19 protein-coding genes are annotated in these 15,002 nt (G+C 53.7%); 18 read left to right on the top strand and 1 reads right to left on the bottom strand.

The window, feature by feature from the left end; all coding sequences use genetic code 11:
- The first annotated feature begins 173 nt into the window (after positions 1-173).
- A complete protein-coding gene (locus BN3772_RS20745; protein WP_042201917.1) occupies positions 174-1,427 on the top strand; it encodes an aspartate kinase in 1,254 nt (417 codons plus the stop codon).
- 66 nt (positions 1,428-1,493) lie between these two features.
- Here BN3772_RS20745 and BN3772_RS20740 read toward each other — a convergent pair whose 3' ends face one another.
- Positions 1,494-2,360, bottom strand: coding sequence for a YitT family protein (locus tag BN3772_RS20740; protein ID WP_042201916.1), 867 nt, complete (start codon positions 2,358-2,360; stop codon positions 1,494-1,496).
- 225 nt (positions 2,361-2,585) lie between these two features.
- Between BN3772_RS20740 and BN3772_RS20735 the strand changes: the two genes are divergently transcribed.
- The 17 genes from BN3772_RS20735 to xseA form a co-directional block, all read left to right on the top strand.
- Positions 2,586-2,849: a YqhV family protein gene (locus BN3772_RS20735; RefSeq protein ID WP_425280448.1), complete on the top strand. Its 264-nt coding sequence runs from the start codon at positions 2,586-2,588 to the stop codon at positions 2,847-2,849.
- A gap of 83 nt (positions 2,850-2,932) precedes the next feature.
- A complete protein-coding gene (gene spoIIIAA, locus BN3772_RS20730; RefSeq protein WP_042201915.1) occupies positions 2,933-3,934 on the top strand; it encodes a stage III sporulation protein AA in 1,002 nt (333 codons plus the stop codon).
- Positions 3,927-4,445 carry a stage III sporulation protein SpoIIIAB gene (spoIIIAB, locus tag BN3772_RS20725; protein WP_042201914.1) on the top strand — a complete coding sequence of 173 codons (519 nt, stop codon included), beginning with the start codon at positions 3,927-3,929 and terminating at the stop codon, positions 4,443-4,445. Before spoIIIAA ends, spoIIIAB begins: the two co-directional genes overlap by 8 nt.
- 13 nt (positions 4,446-4,458) lie before the next feature.
- A complete protein-coding gene (spoIIIAC, locus tag BN3772_RS20720; RefSeq protein WP_020426549.1) occupies positions 4,459-4,662 on the top strand; it encodes a stage III sporulation protein AC in 204 nt (67 codons plus the stop codon).
- 9 nt (positions 4,663-4,671) lie between these two features.
- The gene (gene spoIIIAD / locus BN3772_RS20715) at positions 4,672-5,061 is read left to right on the top strand and encodes a stage III sporulation protein AD (protein WP_039875230.1); all 390 of its coding nucleotides are present in this window, start codon (positions 4,672-4,674) and stop codon (positions 5,059-5,061) included.
- Positions 5,062-5,109: 48 nt separating this feature from the next.
- On the top strand, positions 5,110-6,327 hold the full coding sequence (gene spoIIIAE, locus BN3772_RS20710; RefSeq protein WP_042201912.1) for a stage III sporulation protein AE: 1,218 nt from the start codon (positions 5,110-5,112) through the stop codon (positions 6,325-6,327).
- Between the two features lie 60 nt (positions 6,328-6,387).
- Positions 6,388-7,161, top strand: a complete 774-nt coding sequence (locus BN3772_RS20705) for a stage III sporulation protein AF (RefSeq protein ID WP_052380623.1) — start codon at positions 6,388-6,390, stop codon at positions 7,159-7,161.
- A gap of 31 nt (positions 7,162-7,192) precedes the next feature.
- Entirely contained in the window at positions 7,193-7,834 is a 642-nt protein-coding gene (spoIIIAG, locus tag BN3772_RS20700) for a stage III sporulation protein AG (RefSeq protein ID WP_042178606.1), read from the top strand.
- Between the two features lie 48 nt (positions 7,835-7,882).
- Positions 7,883-8,773 carry a SpoIIIAH-like family protein gene (locus BN3772_RS20695; RefSeq protein ID WP_042201909.1) on the top strand — a complete coding sequence of 297 codons (891 nt, stop codon included), beginning with the start codon at positions 7,883-7,885 and terminating at the stop codon, positions 8,771-8,773.
- Positions 8,774-9,095: 322 nt separating this feature from the next.
- Positions 9,096-9,605 carry an acetyl-CoA carboxylase biotin carboxyl carrier protein gene (gene accB, locus BN3772_RS20690; RefSeq protein WP_042178603.1) on the top strand — a complete coding sequence of 170 codons (510 nt, stop codon included), beginning with the start codon at positions 9,096-9,098 and terminating at the stop codon, positions 9,603-9,605.
- A gap of 60 nt (positions 9,606-9,665) precedes the next feature.
- Positions 9,666-11,009, top strand: coding sequence for an acetyl-CoA carboxylase biotin carboxylase subunit (gene accC / locus BN3772_RS20685; RefSeq protein WP_042178602.1), 1,344 nt, complete (start codon positions 9,666-9,668; stop codon positions 11,007-11,009).
- Between the two features lie 117 nt (positions 11,010-11,126).
- On the top strand, positions 11,127-11,543 hold the full coding sequence (locus tag BN3772_RS20680) for an Asp23/Gls24 family envelope stress response protein (protein WP_042178599.1): 417 nt from the start codon (positions 11,127-11,129) through the stop codon (positions 11,541-11,543).
- A 74-nt stretch (positions 11,544-11,617) separates the two neighbouring features.
- On the top strand, positions 11,618-12,157 hold the full coding sequence (gene amaP, locus BN3772_RS20675) for an alkaline shock response membrane anchor protein AmaP (protein ID WP_042178595.1): 540 nt from the start codon (positions 11,618-11,620) through the stop codon (positions 12,155-12,157).
- A gap of 15 nt (positions 12,158-12,172) precedes the next feature.
- Positions 12,173-12,406: a DUF2273 domain-containing protein gene (locus tag BN3772_RS20670; RefSeq protein WP_042201906.1), complete on the top strand. Its 234-nt coding sequence runs from the start codon at positions 12,173-12,175 to the stop codon at positions 12,404-12,406.
- Between the two features lie 342 nt (positions 12,407-12,748).
- On the top strand, positions 12,749-13,198 hold the full coding sequence (gene nusB / locus BN3772_RS20665) for a transcription antitermination factor NusB (RefSeq protein ID WP_042178592.1): 450 nt from the start codon (positions 12,749-12,751) through the stop codon (positions 13,196-13,198).
- A gap of 91 nt (positions 13,199-13,289) precedes the next feature.
- A complete protein-coding gene (gene folD / locus BN3772_RS20660; protein ID WP_042201904.1) occupies positions 13,290-14,147 on the top strand; it encodes a bifunctional methylenetetrahydrofolate dehydrogenase/methenyltetrahydrofolate cyclohydrolase FolD in 858 nt (285 codons plus the stop codon).
- A gap of 9 nt (positions 14,148-14,156) precedes the next feature.
- Positions 14,157-15,002: exodeoxyribonuclease VII large subunit (xseA, locus tag BN3772_RS20655; protein WP_042201903.1), on the top strand; the 846-nt coding region annotated here is incomplete at its 3' end.

Below are 15,002 nucleotides of genomic sequence, written 5' to 3'. Positions count from 1 at the left end.
TGGCTGTATGCGGGTCCGGCTCTAAGTATATCCTATAGTTTGCGGATGTTCAGAAAATGGGCGCTTTTTTTTTGTGAAACCATTAACGCTTGATGTGAATTTCGTATTATACTGGGTTAAAGCGTTAAACCAAATATAAGCTAGATAGAGCGAAATAGGGAGTGAATGGGACTTTGTCACTTTATGTCATGAAATTCGGAGGCAGCTCCGTCGGCGACATTGAACGCATGAAGCGGGTCGCTAAGCGCATCGCAGAGAAGCAGGATGAAGGGCACCGCTGCGTTGTGGTTGTATCTGCTATGGGAGATACTACAGATGATCTCATAGATCAGGCCAAAGCGCTGAATGAACAGCCGCCGGCACGCGAAATGGATATGCTGATGACCACAGGAGAACAGATCTCGGTTGCGCTCCTGTCTATCGCGCTGCACGGGATCGGCAGAAATGCTGTCTCGTATACAGGCTGGCAGGCGGGCTTCCGCACCGATGAAACCCACGGCCGGGCCCGGATCAATGAAATCGTTCCGCGGCGTGTACTGGAATCGCTGGAACGTGAGCAGATCGTCATTGTGGCCGGCTTCCAGGGAATGACACTGGACGGCGAGATTACGACGCTGGGACGCGGCGGCTCCGATACCACTGCAGTTGCCCTTGCAGCGGCGATCAAAGCGGATGTGTGCGAAATCTATACCGATGTGGACGGCATCTATTCCACCGACCCGCGTATCGTGAAGAAGGCACGCAAGCTGAAGGAAATCTCTTATGACGAGATGCTGGAGCTGGCCAATCTGGGCGCAGCGGTACTCCACCCCCGTGCTGTAGAATATGCCAAAAGATATCAGGTAAAGCTGGTCGTCAGATCAAGCTTTAATCATAATGAAGGTACTGTTGTGAAGGAGGAAGCAAGCATGGAACAGGGAGTCGTAGTAAGCGGGATAGCGTTTGACAAGAATGTGGCGCGGATCAGTATTCTGGGAGTGCCGGATGTGCCGGGCGTACTGGCCCAGGTATTCGGCAAGTTGGCTGCTGAAGGCGTTGACGTGGATATTATCGTACAGAGCGGTGTCCAGAACGGCACAGCCGACTTTTCCTTTACGGTAGGATTGGGCGATCTGGACCGGGCCAAAGAAGTAATCGAAGGGCTGCACAGCGAGCTGCCTTACCGTGAAGTGACCTCTGAGGATAGTCTGGTGAAGGTATCGATTGTCGGTGCAGGCATGGTCAGCCATCCGGGTGTAGCTGCGCAGATGTTCGAAGTGATCTCCGGCCAGGGTGTCAGCATCAAGATGGTCAGCACCTCCGAAATTAAGGTGTCCTGTGTCATCGAGTCCGGTAATCTTCCGCAGATTATCCAGGCACTTCATACTGCCTACAATCTGGATACAGAAGAGCAAGCCTTTGTCGGCGGACCTCAGGACCGCAGATAAGCAGTTTATAATGAATTAAAAAAAGCCTGCAAGCCGCTGTTTTCAGTGGCTTGCAGGCTTTTTCTGTTAACCCAGCCGCCTGAACCGGCCCACAATTTCCACCGTCTCCAGCACATTTACGAATGATTTAGGGTCGGTCTCGAGAATGGTCTTGCGCAGCTCAGCCAGCTCATACCGGGTTGTAACGGTCATCAGCATCGTATTGCCCTCATGGCTGTACCCGCCCTCTGCGTTCACTACAGTTACCCCGTGGGGCAGCTGGGTGAGCCGGTTCAGCATCTTGTCACGCTCCTTGGTGACGATGAAGCAGGTCAGCTTGACGTGGCGGATATGAATCATATCCACCACTCTGCTTTTGACAAAAATACAAAGCATGGCGTACAGGGCAGAGTCCCAGCTTTTGAAGAAGCCGAGGCTTAAGATGACCAGCCCGTCCATCACGAACAGTACAGTGCCCATCGGAATATCGCGTTTGCGGGTAATGATCGAGCCCAGAATATCAAATCCCCCGGAAGACCCTCCTGCCCGCAGGGAGAATCCCACCCCGCTTGCAATGATGACTCCGCCGAAAATGCTGGCCAGAATCGGGTCCTTGGTCAGCTTAATGACCGGGATGACCGTCAAAAACCAGGTAGTAGCCACGACGGACAGCATGCTCAGACAGATATATTTTTTACCTACGGCCACAAAGCCCCAGATCAGAATCGGAAAGTTGATTGCAAAATAATACAGTGAAATATATTTCGGGTTCGTGAGATAGCCGATGATAGAAGCCGTCCCTGCCACCCCGCCGCTCAGCAGCTGATGCGGAATGAGGAAAAGCCGGAGCCCGCATGCTACCAGAAAAGCTGAAAGAATGATGACCGTTACATCTTTTACCTGTTTGGCTGCTGTGCTTGATACTAGCGGTACTACGAGATTACGAACTTGCATGCTGAAATTCCCCTCTTTTTATTTAGTCTATCCAACGTGATGCACTTCTATTTCCCTCTGTTCAACAACAAATTTATTTTATCACACTGATGATATTTTTTTATAAATAGTTTCACTATGATTTCTTTCACACATGTTGTTATATCTGCCCTATTTTCACTTGTCTAAAGTGGACAGCTTGCGCATATCCATGGAAGCAGAGCCTAAATAAAGGAGCTGAGCGGATTGGACAAGTATGTGAGCTGGATGGCGGTACTGAGGCTGCTGTCCGGCAGTGTGGAGATTACGGCGGCGCTGATAATGCTGAGGCTGAACCAGGTGGACAAGGCGCTGGCGGTGAATTCCGGACTGGCATTGGTTGGTCCGACGATTCTGATTCTGACGACTGCTGTCGGGCTTACAGGGATGGCCCAGGAGCTCTCATGGGGCAAGCTGGGCTGGATTGGCTGCGGTGTAGCCTTTCTCTTAATCGGTATTCTGAAAAAATGATAGATGATAGGCATAAAACTCAGGTACAAGCATAAATATGGAATAAAGCTAGAAAAGTAGAGGACAGCTTGGGGGTACATTGTATGGCTAATGACTGGCTTTTCTTATTTCCCGAAAAAGTAAGGGCCCTGCTGAGCGGATTGCCTGCCAATCTTCTTGCCCGGCTGGAAGAGGTCAGAGTCCGGGAAGGGCGTCCGCTGGAGATTAACTATTCCGGCAAATACCATTTCCTCTGCGGGAACGGCAGCCTGACCCAGCAGCCCGCAGAAGCGTACAAGCCAAGCCGGGAGGATACACACCGGCTGCTGGATCTCATCAGTAACCATTCCCTCTATACGATGGAAGAGGAGCTGCGCAAGGGGTTCATCACGATTCCCGGCGGACACCGGATCGGCCTCTCCGGCCGGACCGTACTCAGCGGAGGGGGTGTTGAGCATTTACGTGACATTACGGGCTTCAATGTCCGGATTGCCCGCGAGCTTCCGGGTATTGCCGACAGCGTGCTGCCCTATCTGGTTGAGCGGGGCCGGCAGCGGATTATGCATACGCTGATCCTCTCGCCTCCGCAGCACGGCAAGACCACGCTGCTGCGTGATCTCGCCAGGCAGATCTCCACGGGCAGCACTGCAGGGCGCGATGGCAGCCGCCCCGGCCTCAAGGTCGGCATCGTGGACGAGCGCTCGGAGATTGCCGGCAGCCGCCGGGGTATCCCGGCCTTTGATGTCGGTCCGCGCACTGACATCCTCGACGGCTGCCCAAAGGCTGAGGGAATGATGATGATGATCCGCTCCCTCTCGCCCGAGGTGCTCGTCGCTGATGAAATCGGCCGCCATGAGGATGCAGAAGCAGTAACCGAGGCGCTGCACGCCGGAATCTCGGTGGTAGCCACGGCACACGGCAAGGAGGTGGCCGAGCTGGCCCGGCGTCCGGGTCTCGGCGGACTGCTGGAGCACCGGATGTTCGAGCGGTATGTCATTCTGAACCGGACGGAAGCCGGACTTACCTTCCGTATTCTGGACGGGCAGAAGCGGGGGCTGCTCCTTATTACACCGGATGACCATCAGGGCGGTGAACGCCGTGCTTAAGCTGCTGGGTGCCGTACTGGTAGTGGTAGCCGGCGCACTGGCCGGGTTCACCCGGGCCGCCCAGTATGCAGACAGGCCAAGGAACATCCGGGGGCTTATCGCTGCACTGCAGCGGCTGGAGACAGAGATTCTCTACGGCTATACGCCGCTGCCGGAGGCGCTGCACCGGATCGGGCAGCAGTCGAAGGGAACGCTGCAGGCTTTCTTTACCGCAGCAGCGGAAGAAATGAGCCCGCCGCTGAACCGAACGGCGGAGGAAGCCTTTAAGCGGGCGGTGGAGCAGCATTTCCGGTCCGCTTCCCTGAAGGGGGCGGAGAAAGAAATTATCCGTCAGCTGAGCTGCACCCTGGGCACAAGCGACAGGTCGAATCAGAGCACGCATATTGCGCTGGCTTTACAGCAGTTGAAGCAGGAGGAGACAGTAGCCAGAGAAGATCAGGGCAAATATGAAAAGATGAGCAAAAGCCTGGGTCTGCTGCTTGGAGTATTGATCGTCATATTGATCTTTTAGCGAGGTGCCAGGAATGAATATTGAAGTCAACGCGATCTTTCAAATCGCCGGCATCGGCATTATCATCGCCATGATTCACACGGTGCTGAAGCAGATGGGCAAGGAGGACATTGCCCACTGGGTAACTATTGTCGGATTCATCATCGTCCTGTTTATGGTGATCCGGATGCTGGACGGCCTCCTGCAGGAAATCAAAACGATTTTTCTTTTTCAATAGGCAGGCGTTATGGAAATCATACAAGTAGTGGGAATCGGACTCTTATCGACGGTACTGATCCTTGTACTGAAGGAACAAAAACCGATGTTCGCCTTTCTGCTGACAACAGCGGCCGGCATCCTGATCTTCCTGTTCCTGATCGGCAAAATCGGTACCATTCTCGGGACGCTGGAGCGGGTGGCGGAGTCTTCGGGAATGGAGATGATTTATATCAAAACGGTGTTCAAAATCATCGGAATTTCCTACATCGCGGAGTTCGGGGCGCAGATTGTACGCGATGCCGGTCAGGAATCCATTGCCTCCAAGATTGAGCTGGCCGGCAAGGTGCTGATCATGGTGCTGGCTGTGCCGATCATCAGCATTATTATAGAAACGGTGATGAAGCTCCTGCCCGCCTGAGGCTCACATAGGGTAGACGCAGATTAGCAGAGAAGGGCGGGAAGGTAGATGCGGGACTCTCCAAAGTTAAATAAACTGCTGCTCCTGCTGCCCTTTCTGCTGCTGCTCTTGTGTAGTAATACGGCTCCGGCGGCGGCAACCGCCTCTCAGCCATCGGGCGGAACAACCTCGCCGGTAGACGGCTGGGTCAAGGGCCAGATGCAGAATCTCCCGCTGGACGGGGTCGAGTCCTACTGGGACCAGCTGATGACGGAATACGGGGGATTTTTCCCGGACGGGCAGACTCCCTCACTGATGGATATGCTGCTTCCGGGAGAGGACGGGCTGAGCTTTGCAGGGGTATTATCCGGGCTTGGCAGATTTATGTGGCATGAGGTGCTGTATAACGGAAAGCTGCTTGTAACGATCGTTATGATCAGTGTGCTCAGCATGATTCTGGAGACGCTGCAGACTGCTTTTGAACGCAAGACGGTCAGCAAAATTGCTTATATGCTCTGCTACATGGTCGTACTGGTCATAGCCGTCAACAGCTTCAATATTGCCATCGGGTATGCGAAGGATGCGATTGACCGGATGATTGATTTCATGATGGCGATGATTCCGCTGCTGTTCGCCCTCCTGGCGTCGATGGGCAACATCGTGACCGTTTCGGTTACGCATCCGCTGATTGTTTTTATGATTCATACGGTTGGCACATTGATCCACACCATAGTCTTCCCGCTGCTGTTCTTCTCGGCGGTGCTGCATCTGGTAAGCGCCATGTCAGACAAATACAAGCTGACCCAGCTGGCCAATCTTCTTCGCAATATAGGGGCCGGACTGCTGGGAGTACTGCTGACGGTCTTCCTGGGTGTCATTTCTGTCAAAGGCATCACCAGCTCTGTAACGGACGGTGTAACGATCCGGGCAGCCAAGTATATCACCGGGAATTTCGTGCCTGTCATCGGTAAAATGTTCGCAGACGCCACCGACACTGTTATTTCGGCTTCGCTGCTGGTAAAGAATGCAATCGGGCTGTCAGGGGTCATTATCATCCTGTTCCTGTGTGCATTCCCGGCGATCAAAATCCTGATTCTGGCACTGATCTACAATGTGGCTGCGGCGGTCATGCAGCCGCTCGGCGAGACGCCGATTGTATCCTGCCTGCAGACGATCGGCAAAAGCATGATCTATGTTTTTGCAGCTCTGGCAGCCGTCTCCCTGATGTTTTTCCTGGCTGTAACCATTATGCTGACCGCCGGGAACGTCACTGTAATGATGAGGTAATGCCGGCAGTTTTGGAAGAAGCAACTGCAAATGCCTACTAACGTTCAGGAGGTTTAGCTTATGACCTGGTTAGGCGATTGGCTGCGGGAGCTCATACTGGTAGTCCTGATGGCTGCCTTTGTGGAGATGCTGCTTCCGGGCAAGTCGATGGAGCGGTACGCCAGGCTGGTGCTCAGTCTGCTGGTCCTGCTGACGATGCTGAGCCCGGTTGTCTCCCTGCTGAAGGGGGATGCCGCCAAGGAATTGAGCGTTGCACTTGTGCAGCAGGAGCAGCGGGGCGGACTGCTCCGCGGGGCAGGCCGGGGAGCCGGGACGCTGGAACAGATCCTGGCAGACGGGCGGATGCTGGCGGCAGGGGCGAAGGAGCAGAGCCTGCAGCTGGCTGCGGAGGAGGTGGCCGGGCAGATGCAGGAGCAGGTTGCCGGCAGTACCGGCCTGCAGGGCGTTAAGGTGACAGTCAAGCTCGGGCTCGGCCTGGCATCCGGCCTTGGCGGTGAAGAGGTTCCGGTCATTACCGGGGTTACCGTTTCGCTGCCGGCTGCATCCGGTACAGGGCCGAACAGCGGCACGGAAGCAGGAGCGGGTACCGGAGCTGAGCCGATCCGGGTTGAGCCGGTGGTGCCGGTCCAGGTGCAGATCGGCGAGAGTGAAGGCGGAGCTGCCAGGGAAGCAACAGCCGGAGCTGCGGGCGGCGTGAATGGCGGGCAGGATGCCGGAGCTGCGGATGTTGCGGCGACGGCTGAAGGGATCATAAGGATGCTGGAGACGAGCTGGAACCTGGAACGCGGCATCATTCAGGTCGCAGGCAATCCCGCAGACACCGGAAAATCATGAAGCTGCAGCGTGGCAGCAAGGGGGGACAAGAGTGGCTAACTGGTTAAAAAAGCTGGAGCAGTGGGCAGGCGGAGGCTCCGGCAGTCCGAAAAGGAGTCATACCTTCCGCTGGCTGATCATTTTGGGACTGCTGGGTGTGGCAATTATGCTGTTCAACTCTTTTGTAAACGTCAAGAAGCTCGACAGCGAGAACACGGGGCGGGAACCGCCGGCTGCTGAATCATCCCAGACAACCCTGCAGCAGGGGGAGCTCAATAACGGGAGTGCTTTTGACACCATTGAACTGGCGATGGAGCAGCGCACTAAGGAAATTCTCGAGAAAATTGTAGGAGTCGGAACGGTTGATATTATGGTCACAGTGGAATCCACAGAAGAGATCGTTGTGACGCGCAATATGAATGATTCACAGCAGCAGAGTGAGGAGACCGATGCCAGCGGCGGCAAACGCCATACGACACAATACACAAGGGACGGGGAGATCGTCACCTACAGCCAGTCAGGCGATGAAACTCCGATCATAACGAAGCGGATTAAGCCCCAGGTACGCGGCGTACTCGTTGTAGCCAAGGGCGCGGAGAACAAGGTCGTCCGCGGATTGATCGAAGAGGCTGTACAGAAGGGCCTGAATGTTCCGAGCTACCGCATTTCCGTCGTCCCCCGCAAGCAGGAATAGGCGGACAGATCAGCAGATAACTAATATATTTTTTAGGAGGAAAAGAAAATGAAGGGCAAAAGACAAACGATTTGGTTGGTTTCCATGCTCAGCTTGATGGTGGTGCTCTCGGCTTACTACTTGTTTACGGAAGACACAGGGTCCTCCATTCCGAAGGAAACAGCAGGGACAATACAGGTAGACAGTGCGAATAACGTAGCAGGCAGAGCGGATAATACAGTGCTGGATAACGGGCTGGTCATCAATGAAGTAGATACACAGGGCGCACTCAGTACGGATGCAGACTCAGAGGCTGCAGCAACAGTTGAGGATAAGACTACAGCAGCTGTTACCGAACCGGCTGCCGGCGCAGCATCTCCTGTAGCGAGCAGCAAACCGGACAGCTCCAAGGAAACTTCGGCTGCTGTCACTGACAAGACTGCGGGAGAGCAGGCAACGGCAAGCACTGATAAGGGTGTAACGGATAAAACAACAACGGATAAAGTAGCGGCTGATAAAGCCGAAGATACTGCCCCGGCCGGCAGCACTCCGGTTAAGAGTGAGGATGAAATTCTGAAAGAAGTGGCTGCCCAGAGCGCTTCCGCAAGCAGCATGTTCACCAACTACCTGTTTGAACGCGAGCAGCTGAACTTGAAGAGCTACAATGATCTGATCGCCCAGATTAACGATATGAGCAAGACGCCGGCGGAGAACGCTGTGGCTCAGGAGCAGCTTACCAAGCTTGAAGAAAAGGAATCCAAAATCAGCGATATCGAAACCAAGCTGCAGCAGAAATACGGCGAGGCAATCGTCAAAGAAGAAACAGGCAACAGCTACACCGTGGTTGTGCTGAGCGACAAACTTGATGTGAAGCAGGCTGTAGGCATCGTGGATCTGGTGATGAAGGAGCTGAGCGTTACCCAGGACAAGATCAGAGTCCAATACGTATCAGAGCAATAATTACCAGTATAAAAAAGCAAATAATGTCGAAAGAGCTCGGGTTGCCCCGGGCTCTTTCCATTTCTAGCGTTTGTGATATAATACATAAAGTTATCATGATGAAAGCGACCTCAGATTTGCGTTATCCCTGAAGCTGTGCTTCAAAGAGAAACGGTGAGGCCGTTTTTTGCTTGAAAGATAAGAATGGATATATTTCACGCGATCCTTTTTCCTTATCTTTTTCGCAGAAAGGATACCGTCATTTTAAGGACGGCGTAACCGTTTCGACTTACCCGTACCAGAAAAGTGGCTTCGAGAGAAAGCTGAAGGAGTGAACGATTAAATGTTCAAGTTAAGCGAGATTAAGGAATTGATTAAATTGCTGGACCAGACCTCCTCCGTACATGAGCTGGAGATTGAAAGCGAAGGAATGAAGCTGGCTATACGTAAACCGGATCGCCCTGAAGCTGATGGCAACGCAATCCAGGCGGCTCCTTATGTCTATCCCTTTACGCCAGCACCGCAGCCGCACAGCCTTCAGCATGTTGCACCTACGGCCCCAAGCGAGATTCCGGCTGCAGTACAGCCGCAGTCTTCCCCTGCCGAAGGAGCATTACATAAAATTGTTTCTCCAATGGTAGGGACCTTCTATAGTGCCGCTTCACCGGAATCGCCATCTTTTGTTAATGTAGGTGACCGGGTGAATGAGAAATCAACCGTCTGCATCATTGAAGCAATGAAGCTGATGAATGAGCTTGAGGCGGAAGTAAGAGGCGAAATCGTGTCAGTGCTAGCCGAGAACGGCCAGCTTGTGGAATACGGCCAGCCGCTGTTTCTGGTAAAGCCGGAGTAACCGCCGCAGCACTAGAACTAGAGGAGCTTGCAAGCCTCGTTAAACTTTGGGAGGAAACGCATGAACATTCAAAAAGTGCTGATCGCCAACCGCGGGGAAATTGCGGTTCGCATCATTAGAGCCTGCCGCGAAATGGGTATCTCCACTGTAGCGGTCTATTCGGAGCCTGACCGGGATTCACTGCATGTCCGGCTGGCGGATGAGGCTTATTGTATCGGTCCGACGGCATCCAAGGACAGCTATCTGAATTTTACCAATATTATGAGTGTCGCTACCTTAACCGAGTGCGATGCCGTTCATCCGGGATACGGATTTTTAGCAGAAAATGCTGATTTTGCCGAGATCTGCGGCTCCTGCAATATCACCTTTATTGGTCCTTCGCCGGACGCTATTACCCGTATGGGGGACAAGGCGGTAGCAAAAGAAACGATGAAGCTGGCCGGTGTTCCGGTTATTCCGGGCTCTGACGGCCTGGTGGGCGATGTGGAAGAGGCCATTATGCTGGGCCGTGACATCGGCTACCCGATCATCGTGAAGGCTACCGCAGGCGGCGGAGGCAAAGGCATCCGTATCGCCGAGGATGAGGAATCACTGGTCAAGCAGATTACTGCTGCACAGCAGGAAGCACAGAAGGCCTTCGGCAATGCCGGTGTATATCTGGAGAAATTCCTGACCGGCATGAAGCATGTTGAAATCCAGATTATTGCCGATAATCACGGAAATGTCGTCCATCTGGGCGAACGGGACTGCTCCGTGCAGCGCCGCCGCCAGAAGCTGGTCGAGGAGGCTCCGTGTCCGGTGCTGACGCCGGAAGTACGCGAAGCAATGGGCCAGGCGGCTGTCCGTGCGGCACAGGCCGTGAACTATTCGGGCGCAGGCACGCTGGAGTTTCTGCTGGGTCCGGACGGCCAGTTCTACTTCATGGAAATGAACACCAGAATCCAGGTTGAGCATCCTGTAACCGAGATGGTCACCGGCGTGGACCTGATCAAGGAAATGATCTCGGTGGCTGAGGGCAACACATTGTCCTTCACCCAGGAAGATATCGTGATTAACGGCTGGTCTATCGAATGCCGTATTAATGCTGAAGATCCGGACAAGAACTTTATGCCTTCGCCAGGCAAAATCGGCTTTTACCTGCCACCGGGCGGGCTGGGTGTGCGGGTAGACAGCGGGGCTTACCCAGGCTATACAATTTCACCGTTCTATGACTCCATGATTGCCAAGCTGATCGTCTGGGCGCCTACACGCCAGGAGGCGGTTGCAAAGATGAAGCGGGCGCTGGCAGAGTTTGCTGTGGAAGGCATACATACCACGATCCCGTTCCACCAAAAGCTGCTGGAGCATCCGGTGTTCCTGGACGGGAATTTCGATATCAAGTTCCTGGAAGAGTATGAAATTTAGGAAGCATTCTCATTGTTTGTCATAAAGTTCGGCAAATGATATAGTATGTTTAATAAGAGACGTGCTCTCCGCTATAAATATTGAACAACTTTTTTATTGAAAGGGTTGAAGTCCAAGATGAGTACATTGCCGACGGAATACGAGCGTACGGAGATCGGCGAGATCCAGATTGCTCCTGAAGTAATCGAGGTTATCGCTGGTTTGGCTACCGTAGAGGTTAAAGGCGTTGCAGGCATGAGCGGCGGTTTCGCAGGAGGAATTGTGGAGCTTCTCGGCCGCAAGAACCTGTCCAAAGGAGTAAAGGTAGAGGTTGGACAGCGTGAGGCTGCTGTTGACGTGTCCGTCATTATCGAATACGGCAACCGTATTCCGGAAGTGGCCGGCGAGATCCAGCGCAATGTGAAACGCTCCATCGAGACCATGACCGGACTGACTGTAGTGGAAGTGAACGTGCATGTCCATGACGTCCAGTTCAAAACAACCGGGAATACCGACAAGAGCGAAGATATAGAAGCGGTTCACCGCGTGAAATAAGGGCCCTCGTTTATCCATAAACCCCCGACAGCACCGTCGAGGGTTTACTCTAATTTAAGGAGGTTATGAGACTCGTGGCAAAAATTTTGGACAGGCTTCTGCTGTTTATATACAGCCTAAGCATCGGAATATTATCTGTAATTGCCATTCTCCTCCTGAGCGGCGCAATACCGGATACGCTGGAGATTCAGGATGGTCCGGCCGCGTATATTGCAGCTATTGCAGTGGCCGTCATTCTGTTCCTGCTCAGCATCCGTTTCTTCTACATCTCCCTGCGCCGTGACCGGGCTTCCCAGCCGTCAGTAGACCAGCGTACGGAATACGGGGATATTCAGATTTCCATGGAAACCATTGAGAACCTGAGCCTGAAGGCTGCAGGTAAGGTCAAGGGAATCCGGGATCTGAAATCACGGATACGCGTGTCGCAGGCCGGACTTGAGATTATGATCCGCGCAGTGGTGGACGGCGAGCATTCGCTCCCGCTGCTGACTACAGAGGTTCAGCGTCAGGTGCATGATTTCGTACAGGAGACGACCGGTATTCCGGTTGCAGACGTTTCGGTCTATATTGCCAACCTCTCACAGTCTCCAAGCTTCAAAAGTCGAGTGGAATAGAGGTGAGTTTCCCTTATGCCCTGGAAAGAAATATGGGAAAGTCACGGGGGCAGAATTGCCGGAGTAACCTTCGGTATTGTGCTTGGCCTGATTTATTTAATTAGCGGTTTTTGGGATATGCTGTTCTTTGCACTGGTAGTGTTCATCGGATATACGCTTGGCAAAAGAAAGGATACGGCGCAGCCGCCCCTGTTCACATGGCAGGAGCTGGTTGAGCGGCTATCTGGACGCTGGCGTCCCTTCAAATGAACCGCGATAGCCTTTCTCCCGGAGCCTGGAACCCGTTTCATTTGTGTTGCCTGGCTTTGGCGGGAAGGGGCTGCGCGGTTTTTTGAATTGCTAACGGAGAGAATTGGCCGTAAAGCCGGGAAGCCGCGAATAACAATCCGTTTAACTGTGTTTCGTACAATTAGATACCGGCATATGCACCCCAGTGAAGCTCCGGTCCGGTTTTTAACTGTACGAAATACAATTAGGGATTAAGAATACCGCTTTGAGCTGAAAATAACGGTGCTTCTGAATGTAATGAATGATTTGCCGGAAACAATGTTTTACGATATAAAATGCGAGATAAGATTGTAGGAGGAACACATGAAGAGACGTTTAGCGAGAGAGATTATTGTACAGAGCCTGTACCAGATGGAAATGAACGATGTGGATAGTGCGGAAGCAGTAGAAATGCTGATTGCAGAGGCATCTGAAGAGAACGAGACCGAGCATGTCATAACGGACGAGGCGGAGCTAAAGGCTTACGTTGTCCTGCATGTGAACGGCGTATGGGAGCATAAGGTAGCGATCGACGACATGCTGGAGCATTATCTGAAGGGCTGGCAGATGAGCCGCCTGTCCCGTGTAGACCGTCAGATTCTGCGCCTGGCTACCTTTGAGATGGTCTTTGCAGACGATGTACCGGCCAAGGTTGCGGTAAACGAAGCGATTGATCTGGCCAAGCATTTCGGCACAGAGGACTCCGGCAAGTTCGTGAACGGGGTACTGGGCAAGATGATCCAGGAGATCGACAAGCTGAAAAGCGGGCTGTAAGCACCGCGAAAGAATAAGCATTAGCCCGTATAACCTATCCATTCGTGCAGCAATCACACTTCTACAGCAGATAAAAAGGGGAGAGACTTACATGACAGCAGCAATCATCAGCGGTAAACAGGTATCCGACGAAATTCGTATTGACATCGCCCGGCAGGTGAAGGAGCTGGCAGAGCACGGCGTTAAGCCAGGGCTTGCTGTCGTTCTGGTCGGTGAAGACCCGGCATCCCAGGTGTATGTCCGTAATAAGGAGAAATCCAGCACTGAGCTAGGCTTCCACTCCGAAGTGCACCGGCTCGATGCAGAGACAAGCCAGGCGGAGCTGCTCGCCCTGGTGGCAGAGCTGAACAACCGGAATGATATTGATGGTATTCTTGTACAGCTTCCGCTGCCTAAGCATATTGAGGAGAAGGCGGTTATTGACGCCATTGCTGTGGAAAAAGATGTGGACGGTTTCCATCCGATTAATGTCGGCAATCTGGTCATCGGTGATGACAGCCTGCTGCCTTGTACGCCTGCCGGCTGTATTGAGCTGATCAAGCGGACAGGAACCGGGATTTCCGGCAAGCATGCCGTTGTAATCGGCCGGAGCAATATTGTCGGCAAGCCGGTCTCCCTGCTGCTGCAGCGTGAGAATGCCACTGTAACGATGTGCCATTCCCGCACGGCGAATATGGCTGAAATCTGCCGTCAGGCGGATATCCTGGTAGTGGCAATCGGACGGGCTAATTTCATTGACGGTTCATATGTGAAGCCGGGTGCTGTAGTCATTGATGTAGGGATGAACCGGCTGGATACCGGTAAGCTTGCCGGAGATGTGGACTATGACAGCGCGAAGGAAGTTGCCGGGTATATCACTCCTGTACCGGGCGGTGTTGGCCCGATGACCATTACCATGCTGATGAGCAACACGCTGATTGCGGCCAAACGCCGCCGCGGCCTGGAATAGGGACTGCTTATGGCAGACGAACGGCAAGTCTTATCCATTAAAGATCTTAACAAATATATCCGGATGAAGCTGGATTCGGATGTTCTCCTGTCGGATGTATGGGTCCGCGGGGAGATATCCAACTTCACACATCACGGCAGCGGACACATGTATTTCACGCTGAAGGATGAGAGCAGCCGGATCAAGGCCATTATGTTCGCCTCGCATAACCAGCGCCTGCCCTTTGTCCCGAAGGAAGGGACAAAGGTAATCGCCAGAGGCAATGTAACGGTATACGAACGGGACGGGCAGTACCAGTTCTACGCAACCCATATGCAGCCTGACGGAATCGGCAGCCTGTATATGGCTTACGAGCAGCTTAAGCAGAAGCTGGAGAAGGAAGGGCTGTTCGCTGCGGACCGCAAGCGCCCGCTGCCGCGCTTTCCGCGCGTGGTAGGTGTTGTCACCTCACCGACAGGTGCGGCCGTGCGGGATATCATTATCACGCTGCAGCGGCGCTTTCCCCAGGTGGCGGTGGTACTCTATCCCGTGCTGGTGCAGGGCAAGGGAGCTGCGCCTTCCATCGTGAAGGCGATTCAGAACCTGAACGCCATGGGCGAGGCCGACGTGCTCATTGTCGGCCGCGGGGGCGGCTCACTGGAGGAGCTGTGGGCCTTTAACGAAGAAGCGGTGGCGCGGGCCATTGCCGGCTCCGGCATTCCGGTGATCTCGGCAGTCGGTCATGAGACCGACTTCACGATCGCCGATTTCGCCGCCGATCTGCGGGCGGCGACCCCTACGGCGGCAGCCGAGCTGGCTGTGCCGCATGCTGCCGAGCTCGCTGCGCAGCTGCGCACCGCCGAGCAGCGGCTGCGG

Source organism: Paenibacillus camerounensis (assembly GCF_000723885.1).
Taxonomy (GTDB): Bacteria; Bacillota; Bacilli; order Paenibacillales; family Paenibacillaceae; genus Paenibacillus_AQ; species Paenibacillus_AQ camerounensis.
The sequence above is the reverse complement of the archived record's forward strand: the minus strand, read 5'-3'. Positions and strand labels throughout refer to the sequence as shown.

Excerpts from the sequence above, each read along its gene's own strand:
- spoIIIAA (WP_042201915.1), top strand. The coding sequence starts at position 2,933 with ATGGCTAATGACTGGCTTTTCTTATTTCCCGAAAAAGTAAGGGCCCTG.
- folD (WP_042201904.1), top strand. The coding sequence starts at position 13,290 with ATGACAGCAGCAATCATCAGCGGTAAACAGGTATCCGACGAAATTCGT.
- accC (WP_042178602.1), top strand. The coding sequence starts at position 9,666 with ATGAACATTCAAAAAGTGCTGATCGCCAACCGCGGGGAAATTGCGGTT.
- BN3772_RS20695 (WP_042201909.1), top strand. The coding sequence starts at position 7,883 with ATGAAGGGCAAAAGACAAACGATTTGGTTGGTTTCCATGCTCAGCTTG.
- spoIIIAE (WP_042201912.1), top strand. The coding sequence starts at position 5,110 with ATGCGGGACTCTCCAAAGTTAAATAAACTGCTGCTCCTGCTGCCCTTT.
- BN3772_RS20680 (WP_042178599.1), top strand. The coding sequence starts at position 11,127 with ATGAGTACATTGCCGACGGAATACGAGCGTACGGAGATCGGCGAGATC.
- BN3772_RS20670 (WP_042201906.1), top strand. The coding sequence starts at position 12,173 with ATGCCCTGGAAAGAAATATGGGAAAGTCACGGGGGCAGAATTGCCGGA.
- spoIIIAD (WP_039875230.1), top strand. The coding sequence starts at position 4,672 with ATGGAAATCATACAAGTAGTGGGAATCGGACTCTTATCGACGGTACTG.
- nusB (WP_042178592.1), top strand. The coding sequence starts at position 12,749 with ATGAAGAGACGTTTAGCGAGAGAGATTATTGTACAGAGCCTGTACCAG.
- accB (WP_042178603.1), top strand. The coding sequence starts at position 9,096 with ATGTTCAAGTTAAGCGAGATTAAGGAATTGATTAAATTGCTGGACCAG.
- BN3772_RS20740 (WP_042201916.1), bottom strand. The coding sequence starts at position 2,360 with ATGCAAGTTCGTAATCTCGTAGTACCGCTAGTATCAAGCACAGCAGCC.
- BN3772_RS20705 (WP_052380623.1), top strand. The coding sequence starts at position 6,388 with ATGACCTGGTTAGGCGATTGGCTGCGGGAGCTCATACTGGTAGTCCTG.
- spoIIIAC (WP_020426549.1), top strand. The coding sequence starts at position 4,459 with ATGAATATTGAAGTCAACGCGATCTTTCAAATCGCCGGCATCGGCATT.